Source organism: Phyllobacterium brassicacearum (assembly GCF_003010955.1).
In the GTDB taxonomy this organism is placed as follows: Bacteria; Pseudomonadota; Alphaproteobacteria; order Rhizobiales; family Rhizobiaceae; genus Phyllobacterium; species Phyllobacterium brassicacearum.
Genome location: NZ_PGGO01000036.1, coordinates 1 through 21177, shown reverse-complemented (window position 1 = coordinate 21177; position 21177 = coordinate 1). Strand labels below are relative to the sequence as shown.

Below are 21177 nucleotides of genomic sequence, written 5' to 3'. Positions count from 1 at the left end.
CATGACATCCCATGTCACCGCTGATCTTCAGGATCGTTTTGCCCTGGCACAGAAGATGGCGATGGAGGCGGGAGCCGTAGCCCTTGCGCATTTCAACGCACGCGAAAGGCTGGTTATCGAAACCAAGGCAGATCCCCACGATGTCGTTTCTATTGCCGACCGCGAAGTGGAAGATCTCATCCGGACCCGGATTGCGGCAGCTTTCCCGGGTGATGCGATCCTTGGCGAAGAGTACGGTGTAAGTACGGGTACATCCGATTACACCTGGGTCATCGATCCGATCGACGGCACCAGTCCATTCGTCAATGGCATGCCGACATGGTGCATTTCCATTGCTGCCTTGCGCACTGAGGAAATAGCCATTGGTGTCATCTACGTGCCATGCAATGACGAGCTCTACGCGGCTGCTGATGGCATGGGTGCTACATTGAATGGCAAATCCCTGAAGCTCGATGCAAGCCGGACGATTCGCAACGCCGTAACCGGCATCGGTGCCAACAATCACGTGGCACCGGCTACAGTAGCGTCGATCATCGAAAAACTGCTCGATGCCGGTGGTAACTTCATTCGCAATGGCTCGGGCGCGCTAATGCTTGCCTATGTCGCCGCTGGCCGTCTTGTCGGCTATTATGAACCTTATATGCATGCGTGGGACTGCATGGCGGGCTATTGCCTCGTAAAGGAAGCCGGTGGTTGGCACCTTCCATTCCCGGTCAAAGGCGATGGGCTGACAAAAGGTTCGCCCGTGCTGGCAGCTGCGGGCGGTGCCGTGGACGACCTACGGACAATCGCGGGGCTCTAGATTTCTTTTGAAGCATCTCGTTTGCAGAAGGGGGGCAACGACCGTCATTTTCTCCCAGCGATTCCAAGTCGGCCCCATGTCGCGCGCTTTGTGGAAGTTTAAGCACAAATCAGAATCAGCCCTTACCGGCAATTTCAAACGAACATTTGTCCCCATCGGTCGGCGCCACTTTGAGTGCTAAACAGCCTGATGTTCTCGGTATGTGCTCCGAAAATTGCATAATGGCTTGTGTGGTTGCCGCCCGGGATGCAAGAAGTTTTTGAACCTTTATGAACAGTGATCGAGCGCGGTCTTGTGTCAGGCCTCATGGAAGCGGCCTGTCTGGCGCCGCGGGCCGGTATGGTGATCTGCGGATCAGGTCCAAATCTCGTCTGCGAGCACAAAGGCTCTTTGCCATTAGCTGGTTTTCCCGATCCAGATCTGTTCGATCATTTTGCCCATTCAGGTCATTGCCTTCTCACACTGCTTTACCGGTGATTGTGCGACCATCATGCCGCCGCAATCAGTGCCGGATCGCTGTAATCTTCTCCCTTCGTCAACATGGCCCAGATTGCCCGCGCCATCTTATTGGCCAGGGCGATTGCGACCAGCATCTTCGGTTTTCTCGCCAGCATCCGGTCCAGCCACGATCCCGCAGCGATGGACTTGCGCCCGAGCCAGCTCAACCGCGACATTGCCCCGATGATCAGCAACTGGCGGATGTCGGCCTGGCCGGCCTTCGAGACGCGCCCGAGCCGCTCCTTGCCGCCCGAGGAATGCTGTTGTGGAACGAGCCCAAGCCAGGCAGCGAAATCGCGGCCACGCTTGAAGCTTGCCATCGCCGGGGCGAAGGCCTCGACCGCAAGCGCGACGATCGGGCCAACTCCCGGCATCGTCTGCAACCGTCGTGTCGTATCGGTTTCGGCCGCCACTTCCTTGATCCTCCCCGTTTTGGCCTGGATCCGCACGGTCTTCTCGCCGATTTGCGCCAGAAGATCCCGGCATTCCTCGTGGACCAGCCCGGGCAGGTCGCTATCTGGCTCGTCGAGAAGCGACCTCGATGCGCTTGAGGTGGACAATGCCCTGCGGGATTGTGTGACCGTATTCGTAGAGCACTGCCCGCAGGGCATTCACAAGTTCGGTGCGCTGACGGACGAGACGTTCACGGGCCCGGAACAGCACCGCCCTGGCTTGCTGCCATTGCGACCTGGGTTCCACAAAGCGCATCTCCGGCCGCTGCGCCGCGATCACGATCGCCTCGGCGTCGGCCGCATCGTTTTTCTGCCGCTTCACGAACGGCCGGACATATTGTGGTGCAATCAGTTTCACCTCATGGCCGAACTCCACGACCTGTCGAGCCCAGTAGTGCGCGCTGCCGCAGGCTTCCATCACCACGACCGCAGGTGCTTGATCCGCTATAAACTTCAGAAACTGGGACCGGGACAGCTTTTTGCGGAACTTCACCTCGCCAAGCATCGACGCTCCGTGGAGCACAAAAACACTCTTTGCCAGGTCCACACCAATCATCGTATCGTTCATTTTGCCGCCTTCTCCGCTTTGTGGGTTAACGCACCACAACATTGGCACATTGCGATGCCGTCAGGGGAGGGCGGCAACCATCCCATCTCGTATGGAACCGCAACCTCAGAATGCCATATTCTGCTCAAAAGGAACGAGCGAACAGCTCAGATCGTCAAATTGGGTCATGCAGTACCTCTATCGCTTCTATCAAACGACGATGGTGCCATGCCGCCGCCGCCCTCCCCCATAGCTTCTCCAGATTCGCGGGAGGCTCAGACTTCGGTTCGGTAGTGCAGGATGAGCAGGAGGTCCTCGATGGCTTCTGGATCTAGCGTACCCGACGGACCAGCGAGGGCGGGGCCGACGCCCGCGACGGTGAACGTCCACCCGCCGGGTTCACTGGACACGGCACCCAGGGTCACCTGTCGCGTTTGTCCGAGGCTCACGGCCGCGCCGAAATCGATCACGTCCTCGCCGCCGGGATGAGCGAGCGAAAGCCGGGTGCCTGAGGCATCGGCGTCGGCAAACTCATCCGCCAGCCGCAGGAACACGTGAACCTGATCGATCCTGATGTCCCGACCCTGGAGCAGGAAGGGGAAGCGGTTTTGGGCCAGGTCCAGCGCCAGCGTGGACGGACCGGACTCCGTGGGCGGGTGCAGGAAGCGATGTAGCTCGGTGGGAAACTCGTGGCGAGCGCTGAAGGCCTGGAGCAGGCCCGGCGCGGTCTCGCCTGTAACCAGGGCGTTGAAACCGGCCTGCAAATGCTGGATGGCGGCGTCACGCAAGACGCCACCGCCTTCCCGCGCGGTGTAGTTGAGGTGGAGGATGACGTCCGAGATGGAGTCGTGATCGAATTGCCGGAACTCGCTCTGCAGCTCCAGTCGCCACCGGCTGTCGACCCCGGCGCCTTCGAAGGGCAGGTAGCGTTCGTCCCGGAAGCTGAGCTCGAAGAGACCGCTGTCGCCCTGGCCGCTGCTGGTGACGATGGACTGGATGGCGCCAAAATTGTCCTCGAACCGTGGATCGTCGCCGGCCAGGTCGCGGGCATACGCGCCGCTCAGCAGCGTGCTTTGCCGCCGGATCGAGCTGCGGACCAGGCGTAACGTGCAGGCGAGGGTGGTGTATGGCCCCGTGACCGCGGGGATCGTCATGCTGACGGATTTGATGCGGCGGAAATAGTGGCCCGGGCAGTCCAAATCAAAAAGGGTTTCGGGCAGTTCGATCTCGCAGGACCCGACTTCCCGGAGCCGGAGGAGCGCGAGTGGATTGTGCAGGGCCAGCGAAACATGCTTGGTCAACTCGTATTCGCGGCGATTTTCGTTCAGGTAGGCGCCCTCGAGGCGCCGGAGCTGGAGCTCGAGGCGGTCACCGGAGAACAGGCCCTTGCGGAGGTTGTCCCAGTTGCCGAACTCGATGTACGAGCTCAGCTCGATGCCGAGCTCGTGGCGGAAGGCCCGCTCGGCCCGCCGCGCGAGGTCATAAGCCAGCTCATAGGATTGAAAGAAGAGCGTCGAGATCTGTGCCACGCGCCAGCTGTGGAGCTCCTCGTTCGTATATTTCTCGCGCATGAATGTCTCGACGGACTCCGCCTGCGCGGTCTGCCGATCGTGCGTCTCCAGTTCCTTCCGGGCCATCGCCTCGCGGATTTCCGCCGCCGCGATCTGCTGGTCGATCTGACGAATCTCCGCCGTGGCCTGCTCGCCGAGGAACTTCCACTCGTCGCTGCGGCGCAGCCAGCCGCCGCGGATCCCCGCCAGTGTGGATTGGTGCGACGCCTTGGTCGCCGTCGCTGATTTCTCGCGGCTGCGAAAGTCGAAGAACGCGAGCACGTTCGCCCGGCCGAGGCTGATTGAGGTCAGCGGCCCCATGCCCGACCAGCCCAGCGCGAAATCAGGGATGAAGCGGGCGGCGTCGGCGGACACGAGGTCGTGCGACAGTGCCTGCTCCTGGGCGCGCCCGGCGGACTCGAGCTCGTCGAGGTGCTCGGTCTCCTCATCGATGCGATCGGGCCGCCCCTGATAGTATAGCTCGCGTTCCTCGGCCGTGCTGCGGCTGTGGCGCAGCGCGGCAATCTGTTCGGCGTGCTCGGCGAGCTGGCGCTGCTTCGTTTCCCGGACCAGCTTCAGGAGCTCCACTTCCTGGGCGGCGCGCATTCTCGCAAGGACCTCGCCGTCGCGCTGGGTCAGCGCATCCAGCAGCGAGGAGCCGAGGGCTTTCACCGCCGCATTGAAGTCGAGCGCTTTCGTGATGAGGAACCCAAAACGATACGGCCCGAGCGGCGCGTTCAGGTCGTTAATCGCGCTGCTGATATCGATGCCCGCGGCGGCGGCCTGCACCAAGAGCCCGGGATCAATCGGCGGCGCGAACAGCGGCAGTTGGCGAACCGCGCCCTCGATGTTCATGCAATGTCGGATCTTGAAAAGGCGGTCTTCCACCGTGTCCCAATAGCTGGCGAGTTTGTCGTTCTTCGGAATGCAAAAATAAAGGGTGGCCCCGAAGGCCGACGGCGCCGACGAGGACGAGCCGCCACCGCCAAATGTGAAGTCCGTCGTGCTGGCGAACCCGTTGAAGCCCAGCTGATCCTCGAGCGAGACCAAGGCGTTGGAGAACGCGTCGAGGGATTCCTCGAGGTCGTTGAACGTCCGGGCCGGCGGATGCTGGCCGGTATCCGTTTCCTCGGGACGTGGACCGAGGATCTGTGTGGCCAGGATGTAAAGCTGCGTGGCCTCGTTCAAGGTCTCCAGGGTGTCCTGCCGGAACAGGCTGTCGGCCCAGGCGATCAGGTTGTCGAGGTACTTCATGACAATCGCCTTCTGGTAGGCGATGGGGCGCAGCCGGGCGATGGCGTGAGGATCAAAGGGATGCTCGCGCCACGCCTCGACCTGCCTGGCCAGGGCCGGATTGCCCCGGCTGAGCGCGAGCATCAGATCCTGGACGGGCCGGCTCTCGGGATCGGCCAGATCGTACTCGAAGAAAGGTCGGACCTTCCAGTAGCACTGCGGGATGTTGTCCGCGTCGGCCTGAGTGGGATCGAACACGTAGTGGAACCAGCGTTGCGCCTCCTCGAATCGCTGCTCTTTGCGCAGGCGTTCCGCGACCAGGAGAGGAACGTGAAAAAACAGCTCCCAGTTGTAGGCGCTGTAGGCACCGTCGAGGGAAAAATCGACTCCGTTCCGGGGATGCGGTGCCGAGACATGCGCCGGGACGGGTTCGTATCTGTCCTCAAAGAATGACGCCGGCCCCTGTTCCTGGAGTTCGAGCCGGCCGAGCAGGCCGTCGCGACCGCCGTCGAACAGCGCCGAGAGGAAGGCGCGGGCGCGGGGATGGTAGTGCGTGAGAAAAAGGAAGCTCTTGCCCGGGGAGCCGGACGCGGAAACGAAAGGACTGGCCGCGATCGTGTCGGGAAGGCCGGCCGGATCGACTGCGACCCTCAGGCCGGTCGCGTAGGTCGCCCGCTCGAGGGCGAGGGGGAGCACGGATCCGACGTCATCCGGAGTGATGCCATGCGTGTGTCGAATCCCGGCGGACAAATCCAGATCGCCGGCCGCTCCGCCTCCGGCACCGGCGGTGGAGCGCTGGATGGGTTGCACGAGAAAGGTCGCGCTTGAGTCTTCGTACACAAACGCCGACTGTGTCGCGAAACCTTCGAACTGGTGCGGGTAGACGATGCGAAATTGACCGGGAGTTTCTCCCAGAGTCGGGATGTGGCTCACGCCCGCGGCAGTGCCGTTCCCGAAAAAATCGATCGAGCCCGTGGGAAGCGAGAGCCCGCCGGAGCTCGTTTCAATGATCGCCATCCCGAAGAGAAGTCCGCGGTGCGGTGCCGATTCGGCCATGGTGGCGGCGTCGACCAGTCCTTCGACCGTCAGGCTGCCGTCGTCGGCAAACCGGAAGCGTCCGAGTTCCTGGCTGAGGAGCGGACCGGGCAGTAGCCGAATGGCGATCTTGCGCGGAGTGGAGGAAAAATCCGGGGGCTCTGTGCCACCGCCGCCGAAACCTTGAAATCCCCCGTGACTCATGGGTTCCACGAAGCGTTGCACCGCGCGGAAGAGGTAGCGGTCCATGTTCGCCGAGCCCGGGAGCGTCAGCACCACCTTCGAGAGCAGCTTCGGCGACCACTGTCCGTCCTGCCATATGCTCCAGGCCAGGCGCAGCTCGTGGTACGAATGCGCATTTTCCTGCTCGTCGTTCTGCGGTTGGGTTTTCTCCTGAAAAATCGGCCAGAAGAGATAGAAGCGCCGACCCATCAAGGCCGGGACGAGATGCTCCCCCTCCAGGTCGAGCGGAATGCGCTCCCAGGGCGTCCACGTGCGTGACCGCTCCCAGCGGCGGTGGTAGTAAATATGTGGCAGCTCACGCGTGCGGGCGAACAGGTGATGCGTGTGGGTTTCCGGATCGCGGTAAATGGCGCAGGTCTGGGGCTGCGCGATCGACGCGAGCCCTTCGACGTACGCGGAGATGGCGCTGTCCAGCATGCGATCGGTGACGTCGCCCTGCAGCAGGGCCTTCTCGAAATCACGAAAGAGCGGGGTCTTGTCCTGCCGAAGCTCCGGCTCGATCCAGTTTTCCGGATACAGGAAAACCTTCCGGTTCGCCTCCCACACCCGATAGTATTTCATCCAAAGCCATTCCTCCGCCGCCTCGGGAGAGATGACCGTGTCCGCTTCGAGGTTGAGCAATGCCCGTTGCACGAACAACTGCACGGATCCGATCGCCTGCTGGATTCGGGATGTGAGCTGGCAGGCGCTCATCTTCGGATCGATGAGGAAATGACCGTGCAGATCAGCCACCTCCTGGAACTCGGGACGCGACGCCAGGAGACGCGCGACCAGCGCGTCACGCAGGCGTTCGCGCAAGGGATCGTTGATGCCCCGCGCAACTTCGAGCCACTGCACGGCATCGTATTTGGCTTTCGCAGCACTGCGAATCGCGCGTGCTGCCTCGCCCCCAAGTCCCGGCGTTATCCAGCCGGGCACGACATGGGGCGACGCGAGACCGAGGCGTTTCAGTGCCTGGAAGCAGGCCTCGAAACGTCGCACGGCATGCCCATTCCGATAGTCTTCGGGGTACCGCAGGGCCAGGCCTTCTCCGCCGGCCAGGAAGACGAGGCTGTCCAACTCCCAACCGGTCAATTGATGGAGGTCCTGCAGGAACGCCTGCGTCGCGGCCTCCGCGTCGTCGGTGGGCTCAAAATTCACGGCCCGACCGAGAAGATCGAAGAGCGGTGTTCCGCCCGCCCGCCGCAGGGCGGCGACATGAATGAGCTGCAGAAACGACGCGAATAGTTCGGGCAGAGCAGCCGCCTGGGGAGCCGCATCGGGCACGTTGCGGAGATCCAGCAGCTCCATGGCAGCGGCGTTCGTGATCAGGAAGTCGACCTCGCGGTCGTTTAGGTGCAAGGTCGAGACGATCGTGGCCGACTTCCAAAGGCGCCGGGCGGATTGAAAGAGATCCGGAAACGCCTCCGGCGTGACCTCCACGTCGTCGGCCAGGAAGGTTTCGTCTTCGAACCCCGCAAGATTGGCGGCGAGAATCGAAACCAGGGTTCCTGCGGAGAGGTCGAACTCCGAGGCGAGCGTTTGCACGATGGTCGATTGTCCCAGCGTCTGGCGCAGGTGGGCTACCAGGGGTTCCAGAACGAAGGCAAAGCGCTCCGTGGCCTGCATGACCGGGTCGAGCGTCGTGGGATTGCCGTCGGTGCCGACGAGCGTTTCGACCGCCGACGCGGGGTCGAGAAACGGAAGATGCTCCTCGATGAAGGCGGCCGGGTCCTGGTCGGAAACAAACACTCCGTCCCGCACGAGGCGGAAGGCCATGGCGAGTTCGGGCTCCTCTAGCAGGACCCCGAGGGTTTTCTCCGTCACGGTGCCCTCCGGGTCAACCACGACGATGAACTGCTCGCGAATCTCGCGGAGCGCGCTGCGCAGCCGCGTCAGTTTCGCCGCCATTTCGGTGTCGTCGGGGGCGACGGGCACGCCGGGCGATTCCGTATGACCTATGAGGTAGGCCACCTGGGTGACCGGAAAACCGGAGTCGGTCGTGGCGGTGAAATTCTGATGGAAGCGCAGGGTCTCGGCTGGCGAAGCAAACGGATCGTGGGAGCTGAGCCGGCGAAACGTCAGCAGATCGCGCACCGGAATCCGGAGAGCGCGCGCGAAGGAGACGATGCGATACAGTTCGGACAGCGTGGCGACGGTGAGCGTGGCGTCGGCCTCAACGGCGAGCTGCAGGTCCTCGGTCCGTGCGCCGAGCGCAGCGGCGAGGGAAGGCAGGTGATCGGCGAGCGGCTCGCCGTCCTCGGCCAGTTCGGCGCCGCTCTCGTCCAACGCGAAGATCGGCCGTGTTTCCGCATCGAATACGACGGGGTTCTGAAACACGCGTCTATAGAGGGACGGGACGACATCGTGCCCTTGGGGCCGGTAGTCGCGCGTATCGATGGCGGACCACCAGGCCAGCATTTCCTCGAAGGGAGCGGTCAGCACTTCGCGGAGGCGCTGGAACCCGGACAGCGCGACGAGCAGATCGTTGTCGATCTCGCCGGGCCGGAACGCCGCGATCGCCCGGTCGAGATCGTAGAATGACCAGCCCAGTTTCCGCCGCAGGCGCTCGAAGCGATGAACGCGATTCAACCGCTGTTGCGAAGGTTGCGGCTCGATCACCGCCGTGGAGAGATTGCATCCGCCCTCCTCGAAATCGATCGTGACGTCCGCGCCGGGGCTGACGAAACGCGTGGCGAAGAGCTCGACCACTTCGGCGTAGGTGAGCTCCGACTGGCGCAGAAAATTCTGCGGCCGGACGAGGTGGTTGCGCATCTGCGCGAGGGACTGGCTGGAGAGGCCCCAGAAAGCCTGCAGCGTTCGCGGAGGAACGAGCGCCTCGTCGACCAGAATCTGGCGCTCGATCGGCGTGAGGCCCAGCTCATCGGCCGCCACTTCCAGCGCGGTCGGCGTGGAATCGTCACCCTCCGGCCGGAAGTCCTCCATAAGCCGGTGCCGCGGCATCCCCAGATGAGCCAGGTAGGCGCGTGCCTCCTCGGCCGGACGCGAAAACGGCAGGTTCCACGGATACACCGCTGCCGCGAGGACGCTGTCGGCGGCCGCGTTGTGATGTTCGGGTTGGGCGCGCAGTTCCTCGGAGCTCGCCGTGGTCTGTCGCGCGGCGCCGCCGGAAGGCGCAATGGCTTCGCCGAGGATCTCGTTGACGAGATCGATGTAGGGCAGGGTCGTTTCCGTGTTCCGGCAGGTAAGCTCGATCTCCACGAGATCGCGCCGGCGCCCGCTGGCGGTGAGGGTCGGAAGCGCGTCCTGATTCCGGACGAATGCGAGCAGGTCGACCAGATACGCGGCAGGACCATGGACCGAGGCGCAATGTTCGCAGGCGCAAAAATCGAGCGAACCGAAAAGCGTTCGCCAGTCGGGAACATCCGGGAACGTCGGCAACAGGTTTGTCCACAGGATGCTCGCGGGAGAGATCGCCTGCGGCATGACCTGGTGCAGGGCAGGGCTGAACTGGGCGAAGAGCGTGTGGGCAACGGCCACCTGCTGGCGTGCGGCGCGGAAGACTGTGTTCGCGCGGGCCTCGCCCAGTGACGTGCGGTAGCGGGCGATGAAGGCGGCCCCAGCGCGATCGATGGCAAGCGCGGACGTGAAACCGTCCCGCAGGAGGGGTTGAACAACTTCATGCCGCCCCACTGGTCCCGCGATCGCGGCGAGCCGGCCGACGGCGAGGAGGTTGCGGCGCAGGGTTTCGGGATCGGAGATCCCGGTCAGGGCCTCATCGCCGTGTTCTTCGAGATAGCGATCGACGCGGGTGTTCTCGAACGCGAACTCGGGATTCCGATCCAGGAATTCCACCACCTCGTCCTGCCCCGCGAATCCGTTCGCGCTGCCGCTCGCGAGACGGGCGGCGAGGAACGCCGTGGGAAAAGCCTCTTCCACCGTGGCGGTGATCACGGTCGCGTAGTTCGTCGCGCGTTCCTCGGCGGAAGCACCGGGAATTCCCGGCGGAATGCCCGCTCCATTGGCGCCGCGGATAAGGGCGAGCCAGTCCTGGCGCTCCAGCGCGGCCAGGTCCCGCGTGCTCGCCGGGCGATGCCGACTCTGCAGCGCCTGGACCAGGGGTACGTGGTTTCCGGTCAGGGCGCCGAGTTGCAGCGTCAGTTGGGCGCGATCGATGGTCCGGGCGGGCACGGCCCCGCTCGCGCGCAACGACGTCCAGAAATCCTCCACGGTCCCCTGGCGCGCCACGTAGTGCTGGAGAATTTTCTCCTGGGCGCGACGCGGAATCCGCGCCGTGGCCAGGAGCTCGGCCAGGGAGAATGAACCGGTGGCGGCGGGACGGGAGAAGCCCTGCTCGATCATGATTTCGCCGAGGCGCCGGAAAAAATCGTCCAGCCCGCCGGCCGGAATCTGGTTCTCCTCGATGGCGCGTTCGAGGACCGCTCGCAGGACGTCGGTCCGCTCCTGCAGGATGACCGGCAGTCGAGCGGGAACATTCTGGCGAAAGAGGCCGTAAAGCGCGGATGCCGGCAAACGGCTTTCCTCCGCGACGCGCCGGGCATCGACGTAGAGGCGCAACTGCTGTGGATCGACCTCGTGGCGGCACGCGAGCAGCGCGATGTCCGCCGGCTCCAGTTCCGCTGGTTGGACGCGTTCCGATTCCAAGGCAGGTGCGATCCGGGAGTCGATCACGCGGAACTCCGACGGACCTCTTAGCACGTCGCCAACGATCAGATCGACCGTCTCGATCGGGCGCGCTGGGCAGGCGACCGCTGAGACGGCCAGTTCCGCGCCGCGCGGGCCGAATGCCCGGACGATCAGCGACAGATGGGGAGATTGGGGAGTCGGGTAGCTGAGGTCGAAGTGTCCGCGGGAATCGACCGCTGCTTCGCCCAGCCTTTCCTCCCGGCGCAGGTGCTTCTCCAAGGCGTGTACTCGCGCATTGGTTACAGGCTCACCGTCCGGTTGCAGCACCCGGCCGCGCACGCGGTAGGCATCGCGTGGCTGTGCATTCACGGCGGCGTTGATGGCGCGGGCCGTCCTTGCGTCCACTACGCCGGTGATTGGATCGATGCGGTTGCGATTCTGAAACTCCCGGACCGCGCTGAGGGTCGTTTCGCCAAAGTGACCCTCGCGGTCGGAGATCGGGAAGCCGAGTGTCGCCAGTTCGTCCTGCAGGAGCCTGACGTCGTCCCCGCGTAGATTGAATTCGAGATTCCGGCGCTGGAGTTTCATGGGATTGCTCCTGCATTTGGGTTCTGAGGGAACGGGCTGTCGCGGTGCCGTGACGCGCGCGATCCCGTGCGACTAATAGGAAAATTCGATCAGCTCATATCGTCCATGGAGGACGAGGACTCTCCCGTGGGCTCCTGCGCTGCCTTTGGCCAGCCGTTCCGGCACATTCCTGGACAGGAATCCCTTGAACGTCTGGCGTATCAGGCTTTCTCCTACCAAGACTCCGGTGGCGTCAATCACGGTGTACTCCATGCCGCTCCTGGTGCCCTCGGCGATCGCTTCGTGCAGCGCGCGTTGCGTTCCGCGAGTGAGCCTCTTCGACTCGGCGGAGACTAGATCGCCGGCGTCGCCTATCTTCTTTATCCGCAGGTCGGGAAGGCCTTCGTCCCCTTGTCTCACCAATACGGTATAACCGCGCTGGGTCAGGGCGTCCGCGGTCTTTTCGAGCGCGGCGAGTTTTGCGGCCTCCTGTTTTGACGCCTCCGCCAGCGCCCGCGCATCCTTGGCGACTTTTTTCGTTCCGCGGGCAGGCGGAAGCGCTTTCGGACGTGGCGGCCGGGCTTTGAGTCCGGGGAGCACCGCGTCCCCCACCTTCTGCTGCGCGTTGATCGTTGCCTGTTCCAGCTCGGCTGCGGGATCGTTTGGGTCGTAAATGCAATGCCGGTTGGTCGGATCGTTCGCGAGGCAGGCCTGGATGCTTTGCTGCATGTTTTCGTTGAAGCGCAGACTGTTTTCCAACTGCCACTCGAGATAATCGTGGTAGAGCCCCTGATCCTCCTGGGCCGCTGTAATCTCGGCGGCCATTTCCTGATGGACGCGCTCGTGGCTCGCGGCGCGATCGATCGCGCGCTGCTGGCCTTCTCCGCCTTCACCATGAAGTTCCCACTCTCCGCGCAAGCCCTCTTCCGTCCACGGCCCCACCGCTCCAGCCGCAAACTGCTCGAACGTCTCGTAATTTCGCGGATCGTTCGGATCGTCCGGGTCCGGAAACGGAGTCGTCGGTGGGTTTTGCACCCGTTGCCGCTGGATTTGCGCCGCCCGCTCCTGCTCGGACATGGACGGAGCTGAGGACGTGCCGTTCGGATCGATCAACGCGCTCGGCCGATTTTGGGCATACCGATAGAGGTTGGTCCCGTCCGCGATTCCCGCGGGATCCGCCGCCGTCCACCGGCCCAGCCAGGACGCATAATAACGCGCTTCGTGATAATACAGTCCGGTCTCCTCATCCTTCTCCTTCCCTGAATAACGATACCGCTTCAGGCTGGTTTCCGCCACGGAGCGGCCCGCCCGATAGGCCGAGGTGCCGTACGGATGATATTCCTCATAAGAGAGGACGCGGGCCAAATCATCGAGCTCCAGACGGACCGAGCCCAGATGGTTGCCGAACTGAAAGCGAAGGTCCTGCGCGGGCGCATCGTCCTCTCCCTGCGTGCGCGTATCGATCTGGGCAATGCGCTGACGGCCATCCGCGACATGCAACGTTTCCCGTTCGAGCGTCACGGTCGTGCCATCGCCGTTATATTCGCGGAAGACCTCGAAAGCACCCAAGTACAGCCGTTCGTTGCGCCGGCGGGGTGTCGACCCAACTGCAGACTGTCGTTCGGTCACTTTACGCACGCGCTGTCCCGTTGCATCATAAGCGTAGTAGGTCGTTTCCGGGATGCCGCCGGTGGTCATGACCTGCCGCGACGAAGCCTGCAGCTGATCCTTGAAGTCCCATCGCATCATCGGTAGGTGGGGTATCGTAGTCATGTTGCCATGTGCATCGTACGCATAGGTCCCGGAAAACGTGTCCGCGGGATCCCCGGGCAGACTCGTCGCCTGAAGCCGGTTGCTGTCGGCGGCGTACTGATAGCGGCGCGTCCAGCGTTCGACGCCTCCGCCGACGTGCTGCAGGCTCAGGATATTGCCCACGCCGTCGTAGGCGTACCGTTCGATATACCGCTGCAATGCCTCCGGACTGTTGGGAAAGGGAATCCCGGTGACGGTCTGAAAGTCGGCTGAGTCCTGCTGGATGTTGTTCTGGACCGCGTGCTCGCGTCCCTCGACGCGAATCAATCGGTACAGAGCATCGTAGGTGTAGTCTGTATGCGGATCGATCTCTGCGTTACTGAAAAAAACGGTCTGTTGGGAATCGTCGCGGATCGACGTGATGTTTCCAATGGGGTCGTGGGTGTGGATCAGGTCCTGCAGGATACGACCATCGCTGTGGCGCGTCGTGCGCAGCCGCGTGAGCCGATGGCGGTCAGGATCATATGCGTACGCAGTGGTGACGTGGCTGCCGTCGGTCGTGGCGTAGGTGATTCGCTCTCGCTGCCCCCGCGCATTGTAGTCTATGTTGACCACGACAGGCGTGATCGAGCCGGTGCCTTGAAGCTGGACCGCAAGTTGCTCGAGAAGGTTGGCTTCGTTGTAAGTGGGCAGGTGGACGCTGTTGTCGGGCGTCGTGTTCGCCACCGGACGGTTGAGCGCGTCAAAGTCAGTGCGGGTCGGAAAGGCTTCCTCTGTCTCTAGCAGCTCCGCGGCCGCCGATTCGATCTCCTCTGTTTCCGTCAATTCCGCCAACGCCGACCAATCGACGGTCGCGCGGTACTCGCGCGCGAATCGTCGGCTGCTTTCCAGCAGGTTGCCTTTGAAATCGAACCGGTGGTTGGTCGCGACGCCAGCCCCGTCATAGACCTGATATATCCGTCCCCGGAGATTCAGGTTCTCCGCGTCGGGGTGGCTCTCTCCGAACCGGGTCAGTTCGGCGAGGAGTTCGGCTGCATCCTCGTGTCGGACGAACAGATGGGTCGGGCGCTGGAGAGGATCATAGAGCGTGCGCAGGACATATCCCCGACTATTCCAACCCCGGACCGGTTTGCCGCTGATGTCCGTCAACACCCAGCGTTCGCCGGCATCCCTGCTGTTTTCAAAGAGCCGGCGGCCTGCCATGTCGTGACCGGGCACGGCAACGAGAGCCTGGACGAGGTAAGACATCACCACGTTCCCCCGGTCGTCGATGATGCGCAGCGGATTGCCTTCGATGTCCTGTTCGGTGCGAGTCCGGTGCTGTCCGTCCGCTCCGTTGTCGGCGATGCCCGCGCAAGGTCGGCCGAGGGAGTCGAAATGAAGGATCCCGGGAGTTGCGGCATGCGCTTCAGTTTTGGTGGCGGCGTCCGCCTCATCCTGTCGCTGCCGGGCGTCAGGCCATCTCGCGAGTGCGGCGGGCGCATGAGCGGGATCCGTGCGCAGCGCGTGCCACGTGGGACGATAGTCCGTTTCGGGCAGGCGACGGAAGAAACCGCCCACGTCCGGATCGTCGGCGGGATCCATCAGGACGGTATCATTGACGTCGTGACTGACCTGCCGCCACGCGTCGAACACCGTCTTCTCCCACGTGTGGTTGGGATAAAGCATCGCCACGACCCGTCCCACGGGATCGTAGAAAAGCGTTGGGCTTACGCCAGCGGCCACCCCGAACTCGAAGCCATGATCGGGACTGAAGAAGGGTTCGTACTGCCGGACGGGTTTGCCCTTGTTGTTGAAAATGGTCCAGCCGCTCGCCGCCCAACGCGAGTCGACCGTTTCGCCCCCGGCTGCCAACGATCCCGGCTCGGCTGGCACTTTGTTTTGGATCGTCCGGCCGAAGCCATCTGAATAGGCGAGGCTAACCAGCACGTCCGTAGTCTCGCCCTCTGCCAACTCGCTGACGTGAGTTTCCCGCACGATGCTCGCCGCAAAGGTGGGTTGTCCAAAGCGCTGGAAGCGACCCACGTCGTAGACGATGCGCGAAGACGCGCCGCCGAGGAGCTGAGTGGCCATCGGGCCCCGGGGGTTGGCGAAAACCGCGTCGACATCGGCCTGGGTCGGTTGCGGCTGAAACCCCGTCAGCGAATCGCCGAGAGCTTCGGACATTTTCCCCATCATCGCGGTGCCGCTGACCAGGCCGAGAATGTCGAAGGCGACGGCTGAACGATTGCCGTTGAGGTCGGTCATCACTTCCGGCTGCAACACCCGGTAGTTGATTCGCGGGTTCAGGGAGCCGTCGCTCGCGCGCTCACCTGCGCTCACCCGGTTGCCCAGGGGATCGCGCGTCTCCAGCAGCAGCAGATCATGAGCGTCGTAAACGACGGAACTGATCTCGCCGAATGGATCGCGAATGCGCTGAGGAAGGAAAAAATGCTCCTGTGCAAACGCGAGTTCCTCGGCCGATCCATCATCTTCGTTGGGTGACAGGAAAACCCGCCCGGAGGGGATCCACCCGTTCTCATCGTCGTCGAAATGAACATAACGTCCCTCGTCGCTGAGCAGGGTGGCGGTCACCCGATCGCCCAGGACCTGTTCGAGATGCTCCGGAGTGAAGGCCAATTGGTAGCTCTCAAACGGCAGGGCCTGCGATTGTAGCTCGCCCAGCGCCAGCGGGCCGGTCAGGTCATTGCCCCGGTACAGCGTTCGCGTCAGCTTGAGCAGCCGGCTCTGCACGCTACCGGCGGGCGTTTCGTGATAGGCGATCCGCCCGGCGGATTCCACGGCCTCCCGCACGTCGGCGAAGCGGAAGCGCGGCTGTCCCGGTTCGCGGCTCAAGCCGGTCAGCTGCTGGGTACGGGCCTCGCTGGGCAGAGGCACGCGATAGCGGTCGTCCTCTTCGACCGAATTCGTATACGACGTTTCGGTACAGGTGATGAGGATCCGGTTCTGCTGTTCCTGCTCGAAGGCGGGAAGGGAAGGGTCGGCCTCGCGGCGCCCATAAGCGATCGTCGCCGACTGGAGGGTGTTCCCATAGTCGTCCACGGCGAGGGTCAGCCCATGAATTACGCGCGGGTCCGCCGGATTGCGCTCGTAGTGATAGGTGAGCGCCTCCCGGGGGTGAGCGAGGAAAACCGCGTGGCGGTTGGCGGCCCGGCGCTGCAGCACGCGGAGGGTGAAATTCTGCTCGGTGACGGCGTAGGGGTGCGGCTCCCGCTCGCTTCCGTCCCGCGCATAGACTTCCTGGCGCAACGTGGCGCCCTTCAGCGCGCGGCAGGCTTCCCGCTCCTCCTCCACATTCAGGCCTTCTGGCAGGATAGTATCCGGCAGCAGCAGGCGCGCCGCCGCATCATCCGCCAGGCCCGGCTCGCGATAGTATTCTCCGAGGTCGGTTTCGTCCGACAGCCCGGCGAAAAAATTCGAAACCTGCTCGTTTCCGACATGAACGCCCGTGTGAAACCAGGTCTTCGTGTACACCGGAGGCACATGCGAGGCTTCGTCCACATTGTCCCCGGTGGGGAACTCGTCGCTTCTCTGCAGGGAAGCAAATTCCTCGGTATCCCACTGCTCCACCAGCGCGAAGCCGCGAAACTCACGCTCCACCCCGTCGTAGTAACCGTGGTGATACGCGAAGCGGGTCACGAAGCGGTTGCGGCTGATCCGATCAAACGTCTCGACCCGCTCAACCACGTGAACCGGAAACGGCAGTCGCGTCACCCAGGGGCGGCCGGCCGCCTTGTCCTCCAGGTAGAAGCGGGTCGAAGCCGTGTAGCGGACCCGGGTTTCAGCGCCGAGATTGTTGCGGGAGCCGACCAGGAGATGCGGTTTTCCGCCTCCCATCAGGTCGATGTAACGCATCTGACGCCTCAAGTCTCCCGGCAGCGACGACGACCAGATCAGACAGGCCGTGCCGTTCCCGAACAAGTCCGCCACGGTGAGGTCGGACAACCGGTCCACCTGGGGGAAGGCGATGGACTGGGCGTCCGTCCAGCGATTGCCCGCCTGGTTGAAATAGATTGAGACCCGATCCCCGTGAAGATAGAGAAAATCGGTGATGCCCGAGCCATCAATATCAGCCAGGCGGATGCGCTGCTGATCAAACTGTTCGGGCGGATCGAGCCATGGCGCGCGGTCCATCGTAATCTTGGCACCGAAACGCCCGTGGCCGAGGTTGGGCCAGTAGCAGATGCTCCCGTTGCGGATTCGGACCAGATCGGTGAGCCCATCGCCGCTCATGTCGGCCAAATAAATCGACTCCGTGGCGTCACTGAACAGGAGGCGGGGTCCGGCCTCGTCGTTATCGGCTTGTCGAAACCGAACGCCCGGGCCGTAGCCATCCTCCGCCAGCGAGGGATACCAGGTGAACGCGCCATCTTCGGTAACGAGCACGTCCGCGTGGCCATCGCCGGTGAGGTCCACGAAGCGCAGATTGGGATCCCGCCAGTCAACCGAGGGCACGGAAGCGAAGGCCCGATGGTTGGTCCACAAGTGGAAATCCGTGCGTTCGTAAAAACCGGACGCGGATTCACCGAGCGTCACGAGGTCGAGTTGCCCGTCTCCGGCCAGGTCGATCAGCTGCTGTCCGCGGCCCAGTGCCGCCAGTGACGGAACCGGCGTCACGGTTTCCTGCGGCCCGAAGCGTCCTTCCCCGAGGTTGGCTTTGTAGAACCAGCCGCGGCCCTGGTCCGTCAGGATGCCGGAGATGCCCTCGCCATCGAGATCCACCCACTGATGGCGCGAACCGTTGAGGCCGACGGGGAGATTCTCCAGGCTGGCGCGATCGATCTCGCGCAACTCGGGCTGAATCTCGGCCCGACTGTACTCGAAGTCCACGGAGGGCAGCGAATGTTCAAGGTATGCGCCGTCCTCCCTCCGGAGGTAGCTGGATTGAGTGACGCGGGTTACCAACGAATGAACCGGACTTTCGACATGATCAAAATGGGTGGCGCGCACCAAGTAGTCCGCTGTGAGCAGTTCCTCCGGAAAGTGATGGAACATCAAAACTCTCCGACACAGCCGATACGTGCGCACCTCGAACCCGGCCCGATGACTGGACATGGGGTCCGGGCGAACCGGCCAGGGCTCCTGTTCCGCGATGGTGAAATCGACCCGGCCGGCGCCGCGTTCGTCCTCCGCTTCCACCCGCTGGAAATGACCCTCGCCGTAGTCGAAGACCACCTCGAACAACCAGTCCGTGCGCTCGTTCAGGTTCTCCCCGGAGCGGCGGGGAGTTGGATTGCCGTAGTGGATACGCTTGATGTAACGGCCGGCGGAGCGGGAGAGCGGGGTGCGATTGCGTTCATGCACCTGGGAGGGATCCACGTTGGCCGAGTCCTCCGCTTTGTACCGGTAGACGATGGCGTTGCCCGTGTCATCGTAGCTCTCGCAGATGAGCCAGCGGAAAATGCGCCTCGGATCGACGGGATCCGCGATCCGGCTTTCGCCGGTCCGGCCGTAAAGCGTCGTCACGTTATCCCGGGTGATCGACCGCCAGTGGCTTTCGCCTGTCTGCTGATTGGTCCAGCGTTCGATCCGGGCGAACAATCCTTCGATGCGTGGACGGTACCGGTGGATCAGATACGGCGTGTCATCGACCCCCCGGTTTTCGTGGTGGCGGGCGGGTCCGGTGCCCGTGCTGACCAGCACGGGCACCAGGTCCTCGGCCTCGGAAAGAATGAAGACATCGGACTCCTCCCCGTCCTGATAACGAGGCACGCCCTTCTCCGTTTTGCGGCTGACACTTGGCAGCGACAGCTCCCAGCCCAATCCGAAGGGGCCGGAGCCGCCGCCGGAGTCATAGCGCAGCGTCAGCTGCGGGCCGAAAGCCTGGCGTGCGGGCGACACGGCGATCGGGACAGACAGCGTGCCCGACCCGTTCGTCGGATTGGTGCGGAACTTCTCATCGATTCCGCGAATCGCTCCGCCCCCCGTGGGCAACGTGATGGCCGGTCGTTGATCGGGCGCGCCGCCACCCGAGCGCGGGCCGGCCGCAGCGGCCGAAGACGAGGCGCTCGGCGCGGCAGGGTTTCGCGTGATCGGATTCACCTGAACGACTCCTATGGCCAAGCAGCTGCAATCACCAAAATACCACGCCACTCGGGGAGTGCCAAATTGTGTGGGGCGTTAGTAGCCGGCGGACCGAAAGCTGGGTAGGCTCATTTTGCTGAAAGCTGCCGAACCCGGATATGCCACCCACATTCTCCTCATTGCCGCACGCAGGCTCCATCCTCCAGCTCAAAATCCGTCTGCTTGGTCTGAGCCCGATGGTCTGGCGACGGGTCCTGGTTCCGGAGAGCTATTCGTTGCGGGAGCTTCACGGAGAGTGGAAGGAATCTTGGGGTTAGGCAGCGAGAGCGGCGCAGCGGCAGGCCTTTTCACGCAGAGACGTCACGAGGAGAACAGTTGTGGCGGGAACAGTCGCCTCAGCAGCAATTCAATCACTCCCTAATTAATTAATCAGTGACGCCGATCCGATCATGCTGTCGTCGATCTGGTGTGCAAAAGCCCGGCCGTCCTTGGTGGTGACCAAGATTCGATTGCCCGTCGATACTACGAACCGATCGATCTCAGGGTAGTTAAACGCTACAGGCGGCCCGCCGAACTGGAACGCCGGGTTGATCGTATTGCCGTTGATGTCGTGTCCGAAGACCCGCCCGTCATCCACGATAACCAGGATTCGGTTGCCCATAGTCACGACAAAGTTGTCTTGAGGATTGGAGGCTACCGGCGGTCCCCCGAGCTGAAACGCCGGGCCGATCGTGGTGCCGGCAACGTCATGCCCGAAGACGCGGCCATCTTTTGTAGTGACCAGGATTCGGTTGCCCATGGTCACGACAAAGTTGTCCTGGGGATTGAAGGCCACCGGCGGCCCTCCGAGCTGGAATGCCGGGCCGACTATGCCTCCTCCGTCGACGTCGTGTCCAAACACTCGCCCGTCGTTGACGGTAACCAGAATCCGGTTACCCATGGTGACAACGAACCTGTCCTGGGGATTGAAGGCGACCGGATGGCCCGGCAGCGGAAAAATGACCCACCTCCTGAGCGAATTGGTGTTGCCCGTGCTACAGAAGATACGCATTCCATAACGGGGTGAATTTGGAGTAATATGACCCCAGATGCGTCCGTCTGCTACCCTCGGGTTAGACCAACCGCAACCGAAGATCCGTCGTCGGTGCGGTAGTCAACTCTTCCGACCGTATCACCCCAGAACGGGTTTGTGTTGTTCGCGGTGAATACTATCGGCGAGCGGGGTGGGATGTGGAGGTCGGGTTGCTTGTGGCCATAACCGCCTTCTTCAATTTCGTCATTTACAAAAGTCAAAGTTTTGTCCGTTAAATTTTCAATAGAACCCAATATAGACAGCGAACCGAGATGTTCGATGTCGTCTATTAGGTTCCGGAGGGCCTCTACCTGATTGGCCAAGTCAGTAAGATTGCTTGGAATTAGCTGTCCGGCGCTGTGGCCGCTGTTTGCGTCCGCCATTTGAGGTTCCTCCGATACTGTCGCTTTGCCCTTAAAAGCGAGATGAGCAACTCAACAAAATCAATGGCGAAGCTTCGCCATTAAACATGATATTTTGCCTTTAAAATCGAGATTCTTGCCGGTAAAAGTGAGACAGCGTTCACAAGGGCATTCGATGGTTAGGATGGAGAGGGAAGGCGGACCAGGCGGTGCAACCGGCGCTGAAGTCGCGCGTAGGGCCGCGGTTCTGCGTCCACTCGTTCAAGCATATCTCACTGGCTCAGGCAGTCTGGAAAGCGGCATTCGCGACGCGGTTTGGTGGCGACTAGAGCGGATCATTGCTTGTCGGAATCGCACCGGGATTCCCAAATCAGTTGATATGTGATTCATCATGGATGCTGGGATTGGAGGCCAGCATCCATGACGCGACCCTATTCCAATGATCTTCGTGAG

6 protein-coding genes and 1 pseudogene are annotated in these 21177 nt (G+C 62.7%); 2 read left to right on the top strand and 5 right to left on the bottom strand.

Going from position 1 to position 21177, the window contains the following annotated elements:
* Window position 1 precedes the first annotated feature (1 nt).
* Entirely contained in the window at window positions 2–802 is an 801-nt protein-coding gene (locus tag CU102_RS26845; RefSeq protein ID WP_106714131.1) for an inositol monophosphatase family protein, read from the top strand.
* 488 nt (window positions 803–1290) lie between these two features.
* On the opposite strand, the pseudogene CU102_RS26835 reads toward CU102_RS26845, so the two are convergent.
* The 3 genes and pseudogenes from CU102_RS26835 to CU102_RS26825 form a co-directional block, all read right to left on the bottom strand.
* Window positions 1291–2320 (bottom strand): annotated as a pseudogene (locus CU102_RS26835) (IS110 family RNA-guided transposase).
* A 254-nt stretch (window positions 2321–2574) separates the two neighbouring features.
* Window positions 2575–11535, bottom strand: coding sequence for a Tc toxin subunit A-related protein (locus CU102_RS26830; RefSeq protein WP_106714121.1), 8961 nt, complete (start codon window positions 11533–11535; stop codon window positions 2575–2577).
* Between the two features lie 72 nt (window positions 11536–11607).
* Window positions 11608–19308 (bottom strand): SpvB/TcaC N-terminal domain-containing protein, encoded by a 7701-nt coding sequence (locus CU102_RS26825; RefSeq protein ID WP_208113910.1) that lies wholly within the window; start codon window positions 19306–19308, stop codon window positions 11608–11610.
* 140 nt (window positions 19309–19448) lie between these two features.
* On the opposite strand from CU102_RS26825, the gene CU102_RS30925 reads away from it, so the two are divergent.
* Complete coding sequence (locus CU102_RS30925) at window positions 19449–19607, top strand: IS1096 element passenger TnpR family protein (protein WP_106714120.1); 159 nt, start codon at window positions 19449–19451, stop codon at window positions 19605–19607.
* A 104-nt stretch (window positions 19608–19711) separates the two neighbouring features.
* On the opposite strand, the gene CU102_RS26815 is transcribed toward CU102_RS30925, so the two are convergent.
* Both CU102_RS26815 and CU102_RS26810 read right to left on the bottom strand, forming a co-directional pair.
* Window positions 19712–20341, bottom strand: a complete 630-nt coding sequence (locus CU102_RS26815) for a hypothetical protein (RefSeq protein ID WP_106714119.1) — start codon at window positions 20339–20341, stop codon at window positions 19712–19714.
* Between the two features lie 50 nt (window positions 20342–20391).
* Window positions 20392–20745, bottom strand: coding sequence for a hypothetical protein (locus CU102_RS26810; protein ID WP_106714118.1), 354 nt, complete (start codon window positions 20743–20745; stop codon window positions 20392–20394).
* Window positions 20746–21177 lie beyond the last annotated feature (432 nt).